Annotated in this window: 14 protein-coding genes and 1 other RNA gene; 11 read left to right on the forward strand and 4 right to left on the reverse strand. The window is 63.0% G+C overall.

Going from position 1 to position 13,830, the window contains the following annotated elements; translation table 11 throughout:
* Nucleotides 1-3 precede the first annotated feature (3 nt).
* The 6 genes from QZ650_RS04210 to QZ650_RS04235 all read left to right on the forward strand — a co-directional run bounded on the left by QZ650_RS04210 (nt 4) and on the right by QZ650_RS04235 (nt 6,013).
* Nucleotides 4-828, forward strand: coding sequence for a prephenate dehydrogenase/arogenate dehydrogenase family protein (locus QZ650_RS04210; protein WP_292521613.1), 825 nt, complete (start codon nt 4-6; stop codon nt 826-828).
* On the forward strand, nt 825-1,619 hold the full coding sequence (locus QZ650_RS04215) for a prephenate dehydratase domain-containing protein (protein ID WP_292521611.1): 795 nt from the start codon (nt 825-827) through the stop codon (nt 1,617-1,619). The genes QZ650_RS04210 and QZ650_RS04215 overlap by 4 nt, the downstream gene beginning before the upstream one ends.
* The gene (gene aroA / locus QZ650_RS04220) at nt 1,616-2,884 is read left to right on the forward strand and encodes a 3-phosphoshikimate 1-carboxyvinyltransferase (RefSeq protein ID WP_292521609.1); all 1,269 of its coding nucleotides are present in this window, start codon (nt 1,616-1,618) and stop codon (nt 2,882-2,884) included. Before QZ650_RS04215 ends, aroA begins: the two co-directional genes overlap by 4 nt.
* Nucleotides 2,881-4,245, forward strand: a complete 1,365-nt coding sequence (aroE, locus tag QZ650_RS04225) for a shikimate dehydrogenase (RefSeq protein ID WP_292521606.1) — start codon at nt 2,881-2,883, stop codon at nt 4,243-4,245. Before aroA ends, aroE begins: the two co-directional genes overlap by 4 nt.
* Nucleotides 4,242-5,243 carry a chorismate synthase gene (locus tag QZ650_RS04230; protein WP_292521603.1) on the forward strand — a complete coding sequence of 334 codons (1,002 nt, stop codon included), beginning with the start codon at nt 4,242-4,244 and terminating at the stop codon, nt 5,241-5,243. Before aroE ends, QZ650_RS04230 begins: the two co-directional genes overlap by 4 nt.
* A gap of 191 nt (nt 5,244-5,434) precedes the next feature.
* The gene (locus tag QZ650_RS04235; RefSeq protein WP_292521601.1) at nt 5,435-6,013 is read left to right on the forward strand and encodes a type II toxin-antitoxin system death-on-curing family toxin; all 579 of its coding nucleotides are present in this window, start codon (nt 5,435-5,437) and stop codon (nt 6,011-6,013) included.
* A gap of 351 nt (nt 6,014-6,364) precedes the next feature.
* Here QZ650_RS04235 and QZ650_RS04240 read toward each other — a convergent pair whose 3' ends face one another.
* Together QZ650_RS04240 and QZ650_RS04245 are read right to left on the reverse strand one after the other, a co-directional pair.
* Entirely contained in the window at nt 6,365-6,994 is a 630-nt protein-coding gene (locus tag QZ650_RS04240; RefSeq protein WP_292521598.1) for a type I 3-dehydroquinate dehydratase, read from the reverse strand.
* A gap of 52 nt (nt 6,995-7,046) precedes the next feature.
* Entirely contained in the window at nt 7,047-7,847 is an 801-nt protein-coding gene (locus tag QZ650_RS04245) for a pyrroline-5-carboxylate reductase dimerization domain-containing protein (protein ID WP_292521595.1), read from the reverse strand.
* Between the two features lie 85 nt (nt 7,848-7,932).
* On the opposite strand from QZ650_RS04245, the gene QZ650_RS04250 reads away from it, so the two are divergent.
* The gene (locus QZ650_RS04250) at nt 7,933-10,464 is read left to right on the forward strand and encodes a U32 family peptidase (RefSeq protein WP_292521593.1); all 2,532 of its coding nucleotides are present in this window, start codon (nt 7,933-7,935) and stop codon (nt 10,462-10,464) included.
* Between the two features lie 91 nt (nt 10,465-10,555).
* On the forward strand, nt 10,556-11,224 hold the full coding sequence (gene tpiA / locus QZ650_RS04255) for a triose-phosphate isomerase (protein WP_292521670.1): 669 nt from the start codon (nt 10,556-10,558) through the stop codon (nt 11,222-11,224).
* A 7-nt stretch (nt 11,225-11,231) separates the two neighbouring features.
* Here the strand turns inward: tpiA and QZ650_RS04260 are convergent, their stop codons facing one another.
* The gene (locus QZ650_RS04260; RefSeq protein WP_292521591.1) at nt 11,232-11,786 is read right to left on the reverse strand and encodes a CBS domain-containing protein; all 555 of its coding nucleotides are present in this window, start codon (nt 11,784-11,786) and stop codon (nt 11,232-11,234) included.
* A gap of 76 nt (nt 11,787-11,862) precedes the next feature.
* Here QZ650_RS04260 and QZ650_RS04265 point away from each other — a divergent pair, with 76 nt between their 5' ends.
* Complete coding sequence (locus QZ650_RS04265; RefSeq protein WP_292521589.1) at nt 11,863-12,120, forward strand: hypothetical protein; 258 nt, start codon at nt 11,863-11,865, stop codon at nt 12,118-12,120.
* Between the two features lie 43 nt (nt 12,121-12,163).
* On the opposite strand, the gene rnpB is transcribed toward QZ650_RS04265, so the two are convergent.
* Nucleotides 12,164-12,509: RNase P RNA component (rnpB, locus tag QZ650_RS04270), an RNA gene on the reverse strand.
* 166 nt (nt 12,510-12,675) lie between these two features.
* On the opposite strand from rnpB, the gene QZ650_RS04275 reads away from it, so the two are divergent.
* The gene (locus tag QZ650_RS04275) at nt 12,676-13,224 is read left to right on the forward strand and encodes a hypothetical protein (RefSeq protein ID WP_292521587.1); all 549 of its coding nucleotides are present in this window, start codon (nt 12,676-12,678) and stop codon (nt 13,222-13,224) included.
* A 39-nt stretch (nt 13,225-13,263) separates the two neighbouring features.
* Complete coding sequence (locus tag QZ650_RS04280) at nt 13,264-13,830, forward strand: TIGR00296 family protein (protein ID WP_292521585.1); 567 nt, start codon at nt 13,264-13,266, stop codon at nt 13,828-13,830.

Genomic DNA, 13,830 nt, shown 5'->3' on the forward strand with positions numbered 1-13,830 from the left:
CGAATGCTTGCAGGCATCATCGGCGGCACAGGGCAGATGGGACGGTTCTTTGCAGAGGTCTTCCGTGCGGCCGGGTGGGAGGTGATCGTCTCCGGGACGAAGACGTCTCTTTCCAACCGTGACGTTGCGGAGATGGCGGATCTTGTGGTGGTCTCGGTCCCGATCCGCGCCACTGTCGGGGTGATCCATGAGGTCGCAGGGCTCCTCTCGGAGGAGCAGGTCTTCTGCGACCTCACCTCCCTCAAGACCGAACCGGTCCGGGCGATGCTCGCCTCGCGTGCGGAGGTGATCGGGCTCCACCCGATGTTCGGGCCCAACAGCGCGTCGCTCCGGGGCCAGACGATCGTCGCAACGCCGGCCCGGTGCAGCCCCGAGACCCTTGATGGGCTCCTCTCCGTCTTTCGCGACCAGGGGGCGGCGATCACCATCTCGACACCGGAAGAGCATGACCGGATGATGGCGGTTATCCAGGGGCTGACCCACTTCGTGACGCTCGCAAAAGCAGAGGCGATCCGCCGGACCGGTGCAGACGTCGCAGAGACCCTTACCTACACGAGCCCTGTCTACCGGATCGAGATGGGGTTCATCGGGCGTCTCCTCGCCCAGGACGCCGGGCTCTACGGCGACATCCTCCAGATGAACCCGGCCGTCCCGGAGGTGCTCGGCGAGTTTGAGGAGGCTGTCCGGATGCTCCGGGAGATCGCCGAGTCCGGGGATAGTGAGCAATTTGAGGCGTTTTTTGCCCAAAATGCCGGACATTACGCCTCGTTCCTCCGCGCCGCGACGGAAGAGACGGACGACCTCATCAACCATGTGGTGAGCCGATGACCGTCGCAACACTCGGGCCGGCCGGGACGTTCAGCCACGAACTCGCCGTACGCCTTTACGGTGACGACATCGAACTCCTGCCGACGATCCACGCCATCATCGAGCGCGTGGCGGCCGGTGCAGCGAAAGGGCTCGTCCCGATCGAGAACTCGGAGGCCGGCGGTGTGGGAGAGACGCTCCAGGGGCTCGCGGAGTTCGATGTCTCGATCACCGCAGAAGCGTACATGCCCATCCGGCACCATCTCGCGGCCCGGAAAGAGCCTTCGGACCTCTCGGTCATCTACGCCCACCCACAGACGCACGAGCAGTGCTCCGTCCTCTTCGATCGTCTCGGCGCCGAGGTCGTGCACACGAGCAGCAACGCCGCGAGTGCGGTCGCGATGCAGAGAGACGAGAACGCCGGTGCGGTCGTCTCGGAGATGGCGGCGGCGATCTACGGCCTCCCGATAGCCGTCCGCGATCTCCAGAACTGCAGCACGAACACCACCCGGTTCGTGGAGATATCCGCCGTTCCTCGTGATGTTACCGGGTGCACGAAGTGCAGCCTCCTTGTGGACCCACCGATCGACCGGGTCGGACTCCTCGCCGACCTGCTCGGGGTCTTCGCCCGGCGCCGGGTCAACCTGACCCGGATCGAGTCGCGGCCGTCCCGGCGGGGCATCGGGAGGTACATATTCTTTATCGATATCGAGGTCTCCGATGGCTGGCGGGAGGCAAAGGAGGAACTCAAAGGGATGACCACCGTCAGGGAACTCGGGTGCTACGCCCGCATGGAGGTGCCGGGATTATGATCGTCAGGGTATCGCAGACCGGTCCGGTCGATGCGACGTTTTCGGCCCCTCCCTCGAAGAGCTACACGCACCGGGCCCTGATTGCAGGAGCGCTTGCGGCGGGCAGATCAAGGATTTCAGGGCCGCTCCGGGCGGTTGATACCGAACTGACCGCCCGGGGGCTCGAAGCCCTCGGGGTGCCGATCGAGTGGCTGCCGGGGGAGATCACCATCACCGGATGCGACGGCACCTTCCCGGCGGCAGGAGAGGTCACCATCGACTGCAAAAACTCCGGGACGACTCTGCGGCTCCTCACCTCAGCGGCGCTCCTTGCCCGGCACCCGGTGGTGCTGATGGGGAGCCCGAGGATGCTCGAGCGGCCGGTCGGCCCGCTGGCCGGAGCGCTCCGCACACTCGGGGGGGAGATCGCGTTCACCGGACGGGAAGGTTACCCGCCCATCCGGGTCTCCGGCAGACTCCGGGGCGGCAGGACGACGATCGACGGGAGCATCAGCAGCCAGTTTATCTCGTCCATCCTGATGGCGGCGCCCTACGCGGAGGAGGACGTTGAACTCACGCTCCCGGAAACCCCGGCATCCCGGTCCTACCTCGACGTGACAGCGGACGTTATGCTCCGGTTCGGGGCCAGGCTTGAACGGCGGGGCTACGACTGGTTCAGGGTGAAGAGCGACGTAGCCTACCGGGGGAGGAACTACCGGGTCGAGGGGGATTACTCCTCGGCATCCTACCTCTTCGCGATAGCGGCCGTCTGCGGCGGGCGTGTCACGGTCACGGGCTTAAACCCGGCATCGGTCCAGGGTGACCGCCGGTTCCTCGACGCCCTCGAGGCGATGGGGTGTCGCGTCACCTCCAGCACCGACGCGGTGACGGTGGAGCGGACAGGCGGTCTTGCCGGTATCGAGATGGATATGTCCTCGTCCCCCGATACCGTCCAGACGCTCGCGGCTGTTGCGGCGATGGCAGCCTCACCGACGACGATCACGGGGACGGGGCACCTGCAGTACAAGGAGAGCGACCGCGTGGGGGTGACGGCGGATACCCTCCGGCGGATGGGTGCGGGTGTTACGGTCACGGAGGACTCGCTCACGATCACCCCCGGCCTCCTCCACGGCGTCGCCGTCGACCCGCACGACGACCACCGGACGGCGATGGCGTTCGCCGTCCTCGGGCTCGCGGTCGGGGGAATGGCAATTCGTGACCCCGAATGTGTGGAGAAGTCTTTTCCTGGTTTCTGGGAGGCGCTTTATGGGGAGGGGCTGCTGTGAAGATCGTCCTCACCGGCTTTCGGGGAACCGGAAAGACCACGGTTGGTCGGATTCTCGCGGATCGGCTCGGGATGCCGTTCTACGATACCGATCTGATTGTCGAGCAGCGGGCGGGAATGCCAATCCCGGAGATCTTCCACCGGGCCGGGGAGGCGCACTTCCGGACCCTTGAACGGGAGACGATCGCGTCGCTCAGAGATGTGGAGGGGGTGATCGCCACCGGCGGGGGGGCGGTATGCGACCCGGCAAACGTCGCGAATCTCCGGTGGCACGGCACGGTCTATCTCCTCTCGGTCGCTCCTGACATCTGTCACGAGCGGATCGCCGGGAGCGATCGGCCGGGGCTGACGGGGCTTTCTCCCGCAGAAGAGGTGCGCACGCTTCTCGCCAGGAGAAGGGATGCCTACCTCGGCGCGGCCGACATCTGCATCGATACCGGGAAGCGCACTCCCCGGGAGGTCGCGGAGATGATCGTCGGCCAGATCGGCAAAGAGATCGGCATCCCCCCTGGTGACGCACGCGAACGCGACGCCCTCCTTGAGCGGTTCGGCCTTCCCGCCCTCGGGGATATGGTTGACCGTGACCCGGGTCTTCGGGTATGCGCCATCGCCGGGAACCCCTGCGCCCACAGCAAGAGCCCGCTCCTCTACAACCGGTTCTTTGCACACTTCGGGATGAACTACCACTACACCCGCTTTGAATGGCCGGATGCCGGAACCATCATCCGTCTCGCAAACCTCCTCCCCCTGAAGGGCTTATCCGTCACCATCCCGTTCAAGACCGACGTGATGCGCCACCTTGACGAGGTGGACGGTCACGCTTCGGCGATCGGGGCGGTGAACACCGTCGTTAGTTGCGGTGGAAAGTTATACGGCCATAACACCGACTGGCTGGGGGTCCGGACCCCGCTCATCCACCGCCGGGGCGGCCGGGCGGTTGTCCTCGGCGCCGGGGGTGCGGCGGCTGCGGCGGTCTACGCACTTCGCTCGCTCGATATGGACGTCACGGTGCTTGCCCGGAAGGCGGCTTTCGCGCAGAGGCTTGCGGAGCGCTTCAACTGCCGGTGGGGCGGTCTCGAAGAGTTCAAGGGGAGCGATGCCGATGTGGTTGTACACGCAACCCCGATCGGGATGGAGCCCGACACCCGAAGCCTGCTTGCCGCTTGCGACCTTGAGCGAGAGACGACCGTCTTTGACCTTGTTTATACGCCGCCGGAGACGCCCCTTATTCGAGCGGCAAGAGAGGCCGGGTGCGAGGCGATACCCGGTACGGAGATGTTCGTCCACCAGGCGGTGGAGCAGTTCCGGCTGATCACCGGGATCGCGGTCACGCCAAAGATGGTGCGGGAGATGCTGGCATGAACACGTTCGGGAGAAACTTCAGGTGCACGACGTTCGGAGAGAGCCACGGGTTGGCCGTGGGCGTGATCGTCGACGGCTGCCCGCCCAATATCCCCCTCACGGAGGTGGATATCCAGCCCTACCTTGATAGGAGGCGGCCGGGAAAGAGCCCGCTCGAGTCCGGGAGGCAGGAGCCCGACCGGGTGGAGATCCTCTCGGGGGTCTTTGAAGGGAGGACGACCGGCGCCCCGATAGCGCTTGTCGTCAGGAACCGGGACGTCCGGTCCGAGGACTACGACGCACTCCGGGACGTATTCCGCCCGGGACACGCGGACTACACCTGGCAGGCGAAGTACGGGCTCCGGGACCACCGCGGCGGCGGGCGGAGTTCGGGCCGGGAGACTCTTGCCCGGGTCGCGGCAGGCGCCGTCGCGATGCGCTGCCTTGCGCCCTACGGCATAGCGATCCGGGGGAGGATCATCGAGGTGCACGCCGCGACGGATCCAGCGGCGATGGAGGCGGAGATCCGTGCCGCCCGGGATGCGGGCGACTCCGTGGGCGGGATCGTCGAGGTGACGGCGGCCGGGTGCCCGGCGGGCCTCGGTGACCCGGTATTCGGGAAGCTCGACGCCGCCATCGCCGGGGCGATGATGGGCATCGGTGCGGTGAAGGGCGTTGAACTTGGCGAGGGGTTCGGTGCCGCACGGCTCTTCGGGAGTGAGATGAACGATCCCATCACCGGAACCGGGTTTGCAAGCAACCACGCGGGCGGCGTCCTCGGCGGGATCAGCACCGGGCAGGATATCGTCGTCCGGCTTGCCGTCAAGCCGACGCCCTCGATACGCCGGGTGCAGCAGACCGTCGATACTGCCGGGAAAGAGCGGGAGATATCAGTCGAAGGGCGGCACGACCCCTGCATCGCACCGCGGGTTGTACCGGTCGCCGAGTGCATGATGGCGCTTGTTATTATCGATGCGATGCTTGAGCAGGCGAAGTACCGGGTATTTGCCGGGGAGTGAAGGGGGGGGACCGTCCTGCCTCACCCCCCTGTGAGGCTCATGCACCTCCGGGCGCTTGACTTATCGGTTGGTACTGTACCCAGTGTGATCAGCTCGTGGATGATTAGACTGAAGGACGGTAAGAATCTACGAGGATGTGAATCAGGACTTTCAACATTACGTTTTTCACCAATTCGGTGTATAACATTGCTATGAGCCCATCTCCCAAATGCCCCTGCCCTGGTTGCGAAGATATCGATATGATAAGGGCATTCATTCATGACATGGATGAAGAGGGCAAGCCAGTTGAGGTTCCAATTGGTTGGTGGTGCCCCTGCTGCGGGTGGTTGGTTAACGATATTACCCCCGAGAAGATAATCGCAATTCATGACACCCTGATCGCGTTGCACAATAGATCGGAAGATCAGGGTTGGGAAGGCATAAAAACACAAGGCGAGGTTGAAACCTGGGTTTATTTATGGGAAAACTATTGGAATCACCGTGAGAACATTTACGCAAAGGCCGCGTGGTTCCTTGAAAAGATTGCCAATGGACATGCCTTTTGGCAGGGTAACAAAAGAACTGCTTACACAGTTACAGATGTCCTCATACTGCGTGCCAATGGATTGGCATTTGATGTTGACGGTGACGAGGCGGATCGGTTTATAACAACTCTTGCGAGTTTGGATGCAGAGTACAATGCTACGTATACTCCGGAAGAAATCGAAGAATGGATCCGCACAAATACAAAAAGATTGGATGTTTTTTCAGTGCCGACTGAGGAGATCTAATGCCTTCTGATTCTTTTTTATGGAGGCTTCTAGAGATCGTCTTTCCATGTATGTTAGTCCCATGCGAATAGATCCTTTTGTCCGGGCACTCCGACATGAGTTGTTGGTTGCATGAGCTTCTACCATAGGTATCCCGCCTCCTATTAACGTAACATATAGTATATTGTAGCATTTTATTAAAGTATCGAGAAACTTAGCCAATCGATCATTAACTAGGAGTTTGTCCCAGAGCACCTTTCCTGGGAGGGGACACCCACTGGAAACTCTTCGAGTAACATGTCCCCGCCGTTTTGCCGGACCCAACTAGGAGCCTGGTCTCCAGAGACCCGGCAGGGCCCCCCAACCCCCCCCTCATTTCAGCAGATTCGCAATCTGGCGCATCTCCCGGATATGGTACTGCCCTTCGGCCGTCGGAGTCCCGGCATGGCAGAACGTGAACTCCGACCCGAAGAGGGGGAGGATTGCACGGGCGTAGCGGAACTCGGCGCCCATAATGCTCGTGCAGATGGGCTTCTGGGCGCGGTGAGTGAACGTGATGAGGTCAAAGAGGTCGTCCCTGGTACGGGGTTTCACGACAATCTTCGGGATGTCGCCGTATGACCTGAGCATCCCCTCGATCTTCCCGAGCTCCGGGAGGGTGGGCATCTCGCTCGTGTGGAGGGATGCGAGGATCTGGACCCCTTCACCCTTGATGAACGGCGCGTGGTCCCGGTAGCGGGCCTCTACGTCCACGAAATCGACGTATCGCGCGATCGGCCCGATGATCCGGACCCAGAGGTCGGCATCGCCGACAAACCTGCCTCCTTCCTCCCTGCTTCTGAGCGTGGCTATAAGGGGGATGGCGGTCTTCTCCCGGATAGTGCGAACCTGCTCCAGCAGGTCCCCCTCCATCCGGTCGAGCCTGATCTCGATGAATGTCGGGTTATACTCCACTACCTCGTCGATAACGCCGGCATTCTCCACGGAGACGACGATCTTCATATTTACCCGAGGTATAACCCCTTATCACTTAAAAGTCTGCCCGCTTCCTTCGTCACTTCCCTACCGTCTCGCAGCGTTCCAGCATGGAGACGACTGCCTCATCAAAGACACCCGGCAGTTGTTCGCGGAGTCTTCGCACCCCGACCTCTGTGACACCGCCTCCGGTCGCAACCTCTCCGATCACGTCCCCGGGCGCCCTGCCCGTCTCCCGGAGGTAGGCAGCCGTGGCGGCAGCCATCTCCGTTGCGAGCACGACCGCCCTTTCCTTCGGGAGACCGCTTGCACGGGATGCTGACCTGGCGAGTTCCTCGATGATGGCGGCAAGCAGTCCCGGCCCGCAGCTCGAGAGAAGCGTGGCCGCCGGGAGTTCCCCCTCATCGACGAGCATCACATGCCCGATCGACGAGAAGAGCCCCTCCACCCGGAGAGCCCCATGCATCCCCACCTGCCGGCCATGGCAGACCAGGGTCGTCCCCTGCCCGACCGTGGAGGTGACCGTGGGTACGGCCCTGGTGACCGATCCGGTAAAGAGTTCTTCGATATCCCCGAGGCTGATACCGGCGGCGAGCGAGACGATATGCTCGTCCCCGTCCATCACCGGGACGATCTCACTGAGGACGCCCTTCGTCTCCTGCGGCCTGACGGCGATGATAATGAGACGGCACTGCCGTGCGAGTTCCGTGTTCGTTTCGGCGATACTGATTCCGGGCCACACCGCGGCGCACGCGTCCCTGCTCTCCTGGCTTTTTGACGCAACCACGACCTCGCCGGCCAGGAGGGCCCCGGACGTGAGAAACCCCTTCACCAGCATGCTGCCCATGTGTCCGTATCCGATGATCCCTACGCGGTCCATACCCAAGGCCCCTCTCCACATCGTTCTCGTGCCCCAAAAGGATACCTGCCAGGTATATAGGCCGGCGGGGTGACTGTACTGGGATATGCCGCACAACCACCCCCGGGTATCCAGATCCCCGGAACTGCTTGCACCGGCGGGGTCGCCGGAGGCCCTGGCCGCAGCAGTCGCCGCCGGCGCCGATGCCATCTACCTTGCCGGGAGGCGTTTCGGGGCCCGGCACTACGCGGCGAACTTCTCCGATGATGAACTCCGCTCTGCTGTCGATTACGCGCACCTCCGCGGCGTCAGGGTCTATGTCACCGTAAACATCCTCATCCGGGACGACGAGCTCCCCGACGTGGCCCGCTATCTCCTCTGGCTCTACGAGATCGGGGCCGATGCCGTCCTGGTGCAGGACACCGGGGTGGCCTCGCTCGCCCGGGAGGTCGTTCCGGACCTCCCCCTCCACGCCTCGACCCAGATGACGGTCCACAACCGTGAAGGTGTGGTCTGGGCAGCGCGGGAAGGATTCTCTCGCGTGGTGCTCGCCAGGGAACTCACTCTCGCCGAGATCGAGGGGATGGCGGAGGATGCCGAGGCGCGGGGAGTGGGCATCGAGGTCTTTGCCCACGGTGCGCTCTGCTACTGTTACTCGGGCCAATGCCTCCTCTCCTCGGTCATCGGGGGGCGGAGCGGCAACCGGGGGATGTGCGCTCAGCCGTGCCGGAAGCCCTACCGGCTTGTCATCGGAGAGATGGATGATTTCGGGCGCCCAAAAGACCTCCGGGCTGTGCCCGCAAAGGATCATTATCTGCTCTCGACACGCGATCTGGCGATCTACCCATACCTCGACCGGATCGTGCATGCACCGGTGGCATCGCTCAAGGTCGAGGGGAGGATGCGCTCGGCAGAGTATGTCGCCACGGTGGTGAGCATCTACCGGCGGGCCCTCGACGCAATCGCCGCCGGGGAGGCCTGGTCCCCCTCGCGGCAGGATATCCGGGCTCTCGCCCTCGCATTCAACCGGGAGTTCACGGAGGGCTACATCCTCGGCGCTCCCGATATCATGGCCCGCGACCGGCCCGGGAACCGGGGCATCCTGCTCGGCACGGTCGTCGGCTACGACCCCCGGAGGCGGGAGGCAACCGTGCGCCTCATCGGCGATCTCGCGCCCCGTTCCGGCGATGGGCTGGCCTTCTGCACGGACGATCCCGATCATGATGTGGGAGCGGTCGTCCGCGGCACCCCCGCTGTCCGGCGCGGCACGGCACGTCTCTCGGTCCCCGAACCCGTGGGAGAGGGCACCCGGGTCTTCCTGACCCGGAGCGCGGACCTCGAAGAGCGGGCACAACGGGTCATGGAAAAGCCCCTGCAGCAACTGCCGCTCGACGTCACGGTCACCTGGGATGACGGAACGCCCTGTCTGGAGGCGACGGTTCTCGCACACGACGACGAGCCGCTCCGGGTGCGCTACCGGTCAGACCTCGTGATGGAGCCGGCACGGAGCCGGCCGCTTACCACAGAACAGATCGCGGAGCAGTTTGGAAAGACCGGGGGAACGCCGTTTATGATCCGGCATATGGATCTCCGGTACCCGGGCGGGCTCTTTGCCCCGCTCGGGGAATTAAACAGGGTCAGGCGTTCATTCTTTGAGAGGGTCGAGGCGGCCGTCCTCGCTGCATGGCGCCCGGGACAGAATGCGGTGGATGCCGCGCGGGAACGGGTTAAGAAAGCGATTGCCGGGATGGTGCGACCGCCTTCACCGCACCCGGAGCCCCGGGTCCCGTCGGTCTCGGTCTACACCGATACCCTCGAGGGTGCAGCGGCCGCTGCCCGATGCGGTGCAAAGGTTGTCTACCTCGAACCCTCTACCCCCGCCATCCTCAAAGAGGCCGCCGCCGTCTGCCGGGAAGGGGGTGCAGACCTCGTCTGGAAGTGGCCGTCGATCACCCGGCGTAACTTCCTTGACGCGGCGGCTCCACTCCTCCCGTCGCTCTACGAGGCGGGCATCCATGGTGTCATGGTGAGCGGGATGGGGGCGGCGGATGCGGTGCGGCGGGCCGAGCCCCGCATGCCCCTCTATGGCGCCGCCGGGCTGAACGTCTGGAACCACCGCACCGCCGGAGAGCTGGCGGGTCACTTCCTGCGGTGCACGGCATCCCCCGAACTCCCGGCCGCTGATCTGGCCCGGCTCGCGGAATCGGCCGGGGGCGTCCTTGAGCTTGAGGTGCTTGTTCAGGGCAACATTGAAGCGCTGGTGACCGAGGACCGGCTGGTGGCGGCGGTTGCCGGGGAGCATCCGGCCGGCCGTTTCATGGGCATCGAGGACCGGCGGAACCGTGTCTTCCCGCTCCGTTCCGATGGTGAGGGGCGGACCTGCATAGCGAACGCCGTCGAGACCTGCCTCATAGACCACCTCCCGCGGATCGCCGGGATGGGTGTCGATGCCGTCGCGATCGACGCACGAGGGCGCGGTCCCCATTACGCCGCCGATATGGCCCGGATCTACCGGGAGGGGATCGACGCCGTGGCCCGACGAGACCACGGTATGCTCTCCGTGCTTAAGGACGAGGTGAAACGGCGGGCCCTCGGCGGCATAACCGGCGGGCATTTTGTTAGAGGAATCGAGGAGTGAGAGAGCGCCCCCGGCGGCCGCCGTCGGTTCCCTGCGCCCGGCATCAGAGTTAATATCAGGAGGAGCAACCTATCAGGCAGACGTGATGGATATGGTTTCACCGTTCATTCTGGTCAATCTCAAGACCTATCAGGAGGGTATGGGCCACAACGCCCACCGGATCGCCGCTGCGGCCGAGACCGTGGCAAGAGAGAGCGGTGCCGTCATCGGGATCGCCCCGGCCTTCACCGAGCTTCACCCAATGAGTCACCACTACGCGATCCCGGTCTACGCCCAGCATATCGATGCAATCACCCCCGGCGCCCATACCGGTCATATCCTCCCTGAGGCCGTCAGGGCGGCGGGCGCACGCGGCACTCTGATCAACCACTCCGAACGGCGTCTCACCCTGGCCGATATCGGCGCCTGTGTTGAGGCAGCACGAAGGCTTCACCTCGAATCGGTCGTCTGCACGAACAACGACGCAACAAGCGCCGCCGCCGCAGCCCTTGGGCCCGGTTACGTGGCGATCGAGCCTCCGGAGTTGATCGGGAGCGGTGTCTCGGTCTCAAAGGCCGACCCCGGGATCATCGAGCGGTCCGTCAATGCCGTCAGGTCGGTGAACCCTGACGTGAAGGTTCTGACCGGGGCGGGCATCCAGTCGGGTGAATGCGTGAAGATCGCCGTCGACCTCGGAACCAGCGGCGTCCTCCTCGCGTCGAGCGTCGTCAAGGCCGACGATCCTGAAGCTGTCCTTCGGGACCTGGTCTCCATGCTTTAAAAACGGGTTATGTTATCAGGGATATCAGGTCATGCTTGGTGATGACACCCTGGACTTCCCCCTTCTCAAGTACGATGACCGCGTGGCTGTGATGCAGGAGGTGGACGACCGTATCGATGGGCGCCGTCGGAGGAACCGTTGGAAAACCCGGTTCCATATAGTCCCGCACCAGTCTCCGGTGCGTCTGATGGAGGCCCCCTTCTTCCATGGCATTCATGATCGCGGACTCGGATATGCATCCGACGGGCACCCCCTCTTCGAGCACCGGCAGCTGGGAGATGCCGTTCTGGCCCATGATCTCAACCGCATGGCTGACAGGATCGCCCGGGGCAATGGAGCGGACAGGTGCGCTCATCACGTCGGCCGCCGTGATTGCTGAGTGTTCCGCCGCCTGAAGGACCTCCACGATCCTTGCAAGCGTGCTCACCCTCGGGTCCACACTGCCTGCCTCGATCCGCGCGACCATGGACTGGCTGATTCCAGCCATACGGGCTACATCTGCCTGCTTTAAGCCCATACGGATCCGTTTTGCGCGCAGCTCGGCCGGGGTGGGTATCTCCATATTATTACTATAGGTAATTTTTTTATTTATACATTTGTCTGGAGAGGTTAATATACCACAGAGTGCATGAGAGGGTATGGCCGTGAAGGAGGAGGAGCAGCAGAACGTCCTCGAGAAGGTCAGGGATATACTCTCGACCTACTACACCCGGGATGCCGTCCGGAACGAACTGAAATCCCTGGGATTCGATGTTAAAGCAGAGCACGGGGAGGTCATATCTATGGAGAATACGCCTGCCGAGATCTTCGTCCAGCTCTTCGTGAACGACCAGGGCGATGTCTTCGACTCGCATGTGGTGACATTTGAGGAGATCGAACTCAAACCGCGGCGATAATAACGTTCTATAAACGCTGATAAGAAGAGTTGCAATTAGCAAGGAGTGGGAGGAGTAAGCCTCCTTCTGTTCTGTGCGGCATTCAGCTACGCGCCATACCTGGGCGGATACCAGACGATCCGTATGCCCTATTCTGGCTTGCACCCGCAGGGGTTCACCGTTTCACCGTATCCCACCGCTACGTTCAACGAGTTATCGCGCGAAAGTTCGCGCTTCTCGCCTCCTTTACGGAGGCTCGGTCGTTTCATCACTGACGATGGGCCGTGTCGTTTCTGTGTCATTGCCGTGACTCTCGCCACCCGCACTTGCATGCGGCTGCGTGTCTGGCCGGTGGGAGGACTTTCCTCAGCAGCACAGGATGTGCCACCGTCGGCCGCACTCTCCCTCTCCCATATAATATTTCGTAGTAAGAATATAAAGCCGTACGGGTACCTTGCCTAACCCTTCCTCAACCTTCAGGCATCTCGGACCGCTCCGTGAAGCCTTTCAGACCGGCCGCGCATACCCGCGCCATGGGATAAATATATATACCTGGGTCTTACCATTGGCGTTACCATGGGGGAGCGTGAGACCTGCACACACCTGGAACTTGCGGCAGTCTTTGCAGCGTTCGTTGTCGTCACCACACTCTTCTCGCTCGTCTCACTTGGTGCAAGCGCCATGGGCGGTGGTCCCGCATCTAATTTAGGCGCATACCCGGTCCTGACTGCTGGTGAACCGCATCTTGCGCCGGTCGGGGACGTCATCGGTTCATCATCGGTCCCGGAGTTTTCCGGCACCTCCGTTGACACCCTCACCTTCCGCATCGCCCATACCGGGGATAGCGGGGCCGTCGACCTCTCCCGGGCCACTGTGACGGTCATGGCAGGGGATTACCTTGAGATCCTCACGCGGTCAAAAGACCTCCTCCCGGGACCCGGGATGTGGACGGCGATACCGCCCGGGGGCGGCACGCTTCTGCACGCCGGAGAGAAGTGCACGATCCGCCTTCACCTTGACCGTTTCATTTCTGCCGATGAGATCCTGACCATCCAGGTGCGCCCCGAGGGCAGCGGACCCTGCTTGATCACCGGGCCGGTGAATACAGGCTCTTCCCTCTTCTGAGAAAGACTAAAAGTATTCAATATCATACGACCCATTCTGATGGAAATGCTGACCCCGGAAGAAGGCAGGACGGCAGTTTGTCTGGCACGGAACGCCATCGAGAAAGCCGTCGGCGGTGAACGGATGGTGCTGCCCGCTCTTCCCCCGGTCTTCGGGGAGAAGCGCGGCGTCTTTGTTACGATCAAGCGGCAGGGATGTCTCCGCGGATGCATCGGCCTCCCGTACCCGATAAAATCGCTCGGCGACGCGATCCTCGAAGCGGCCGGATCGGCTGCTCTTGAGGATCCCCGATTCCCACCGGTATCGCGGCCGGAACTTGCCGATCTCGATCTCGAGGTGACGGTGCTCACACAGCCCCGGCCGCTCGAGTGCCCGCCGGAGGAGCGCCCCGATTGCGTTGAGGTCGGAAAGCACGGCCTGATCGTCAGCGGCCTCGGGACCGGGGGCCTCCTCCTCCCGCAGGTCCCGACCGAGTGCGGCTGGACCAGCAGGGAGTTCCTCGACCAGACCTGTGTCAAGGCCGGGTTCCGGCCCGGGTGCTGGAGGCGCAGTGACGTTGCCGTGCTGACTTTCGAGGGGCAGATATTCAATGAAAAGGCGGTCTAA

Origin of the sequence: Methanoculleus sp., assembly GCF_020696975.1 — an archaeon.
Classification (GTDB): Archaea; Halobacteriota; Methanomicrobia; order Methanomicrobiales; family Methanoculleaceae; genus Methanoculleus.

Excerpts from the sequence above, each read along its gene's own strand:
- QZ650_RS04210 (WP_292521613.1), top strand. The coding sequence starts at position 4 with ATGCTTGCAGGCATCATCGGCGGCACAGGGCAGATGGGACGGTTCTTT.
- QZ650_RS04215 (WP_292521611.1), top strand. The coding sequence starts at position 825 with ATGACCGTCGCAACACTCGGGCCGGCCGGGACGTTCAGCCACGAACTC.
- aroA (WP_292521609.1), top strand. The coding sequence starts at position 1,616 with ATGATCGTCAGGGTATCGCAGACCGGTCCGGTCGATGCGACGTTTTCG.
- QZ650_RS04230 (WP_292521603.1), top strand. The coding sequence starts at position 4,242 with ATGAACACGTTCGGGAGAAACTTCAGGTGCACGACGTTCGGAGAGAGC.
- QZ650_RS04235 (WP_292521601.1), top strand. The coding sequence starts at position 5,435 with ATGAGCCCATCTCCCAAATGCCCCTGCCCTGGTTGCGAAGATATCGAT.
- QZ650_RS04240 (WP_292521598.1), bottom strand. The coding sequence starts at position 6,994 with ATGAAGATCGTCGTCTCCGTGGAGAATGCCGGCGTTATCGACGAGGTA.
- QZ650_RS04245 (WP_292521595.1), bottom strand. The coding sequence starts at position 7,847 with ATGGACCGCGTAGGGATCATCGGATACGGACACATGGGCAGCATGCTG.
- QZ650_RS04250 (WP_292521593.1), top strand. The coding sequence starts at position 7,933 with ATGCCGCACAACCACCCCCGGGTATCCAGATCCCCGGAACTGCTTGCA.
- tpiA (WP_292521670.1), top strand. The coding sequence starts at position 10,556 with ATGGTTTCACCGTTCATTCTGGTCAATCTCAAGACCTATCAGGAGGGT.
- QZ650_RS04260 (WP_292521591.1), bottom strand. The coding sequence starts at position 11,786 with ATGGAGATACCCACCCCGGCCGAGCTGCGCGCAAAACGGATCCGTATG.
- QZ650_RS04265 (WP_292521589.1), top strand. The coding sequence starts at position 11,863 with ATGGCCGTGAAGGAGGAGGAGCAGCAGAACGTCCTCGAGAAGGTCAGG.
- QZ650_RS04275 (WP_292521587.1), top strand. The coding sequence starts at position 12,676 with ATGGGGGAGCGTGAGACCTGCACACACCTGGAACTTGCGGCAGTCTTT.
- QZ650_RS04280 (WP_292521585.1), top strand. The coding sequence starts at position 13,264 with ATGGAAATGCTGACCCCGGAAGAAGGCAGGACGGCAGTTTGTCTGGCA.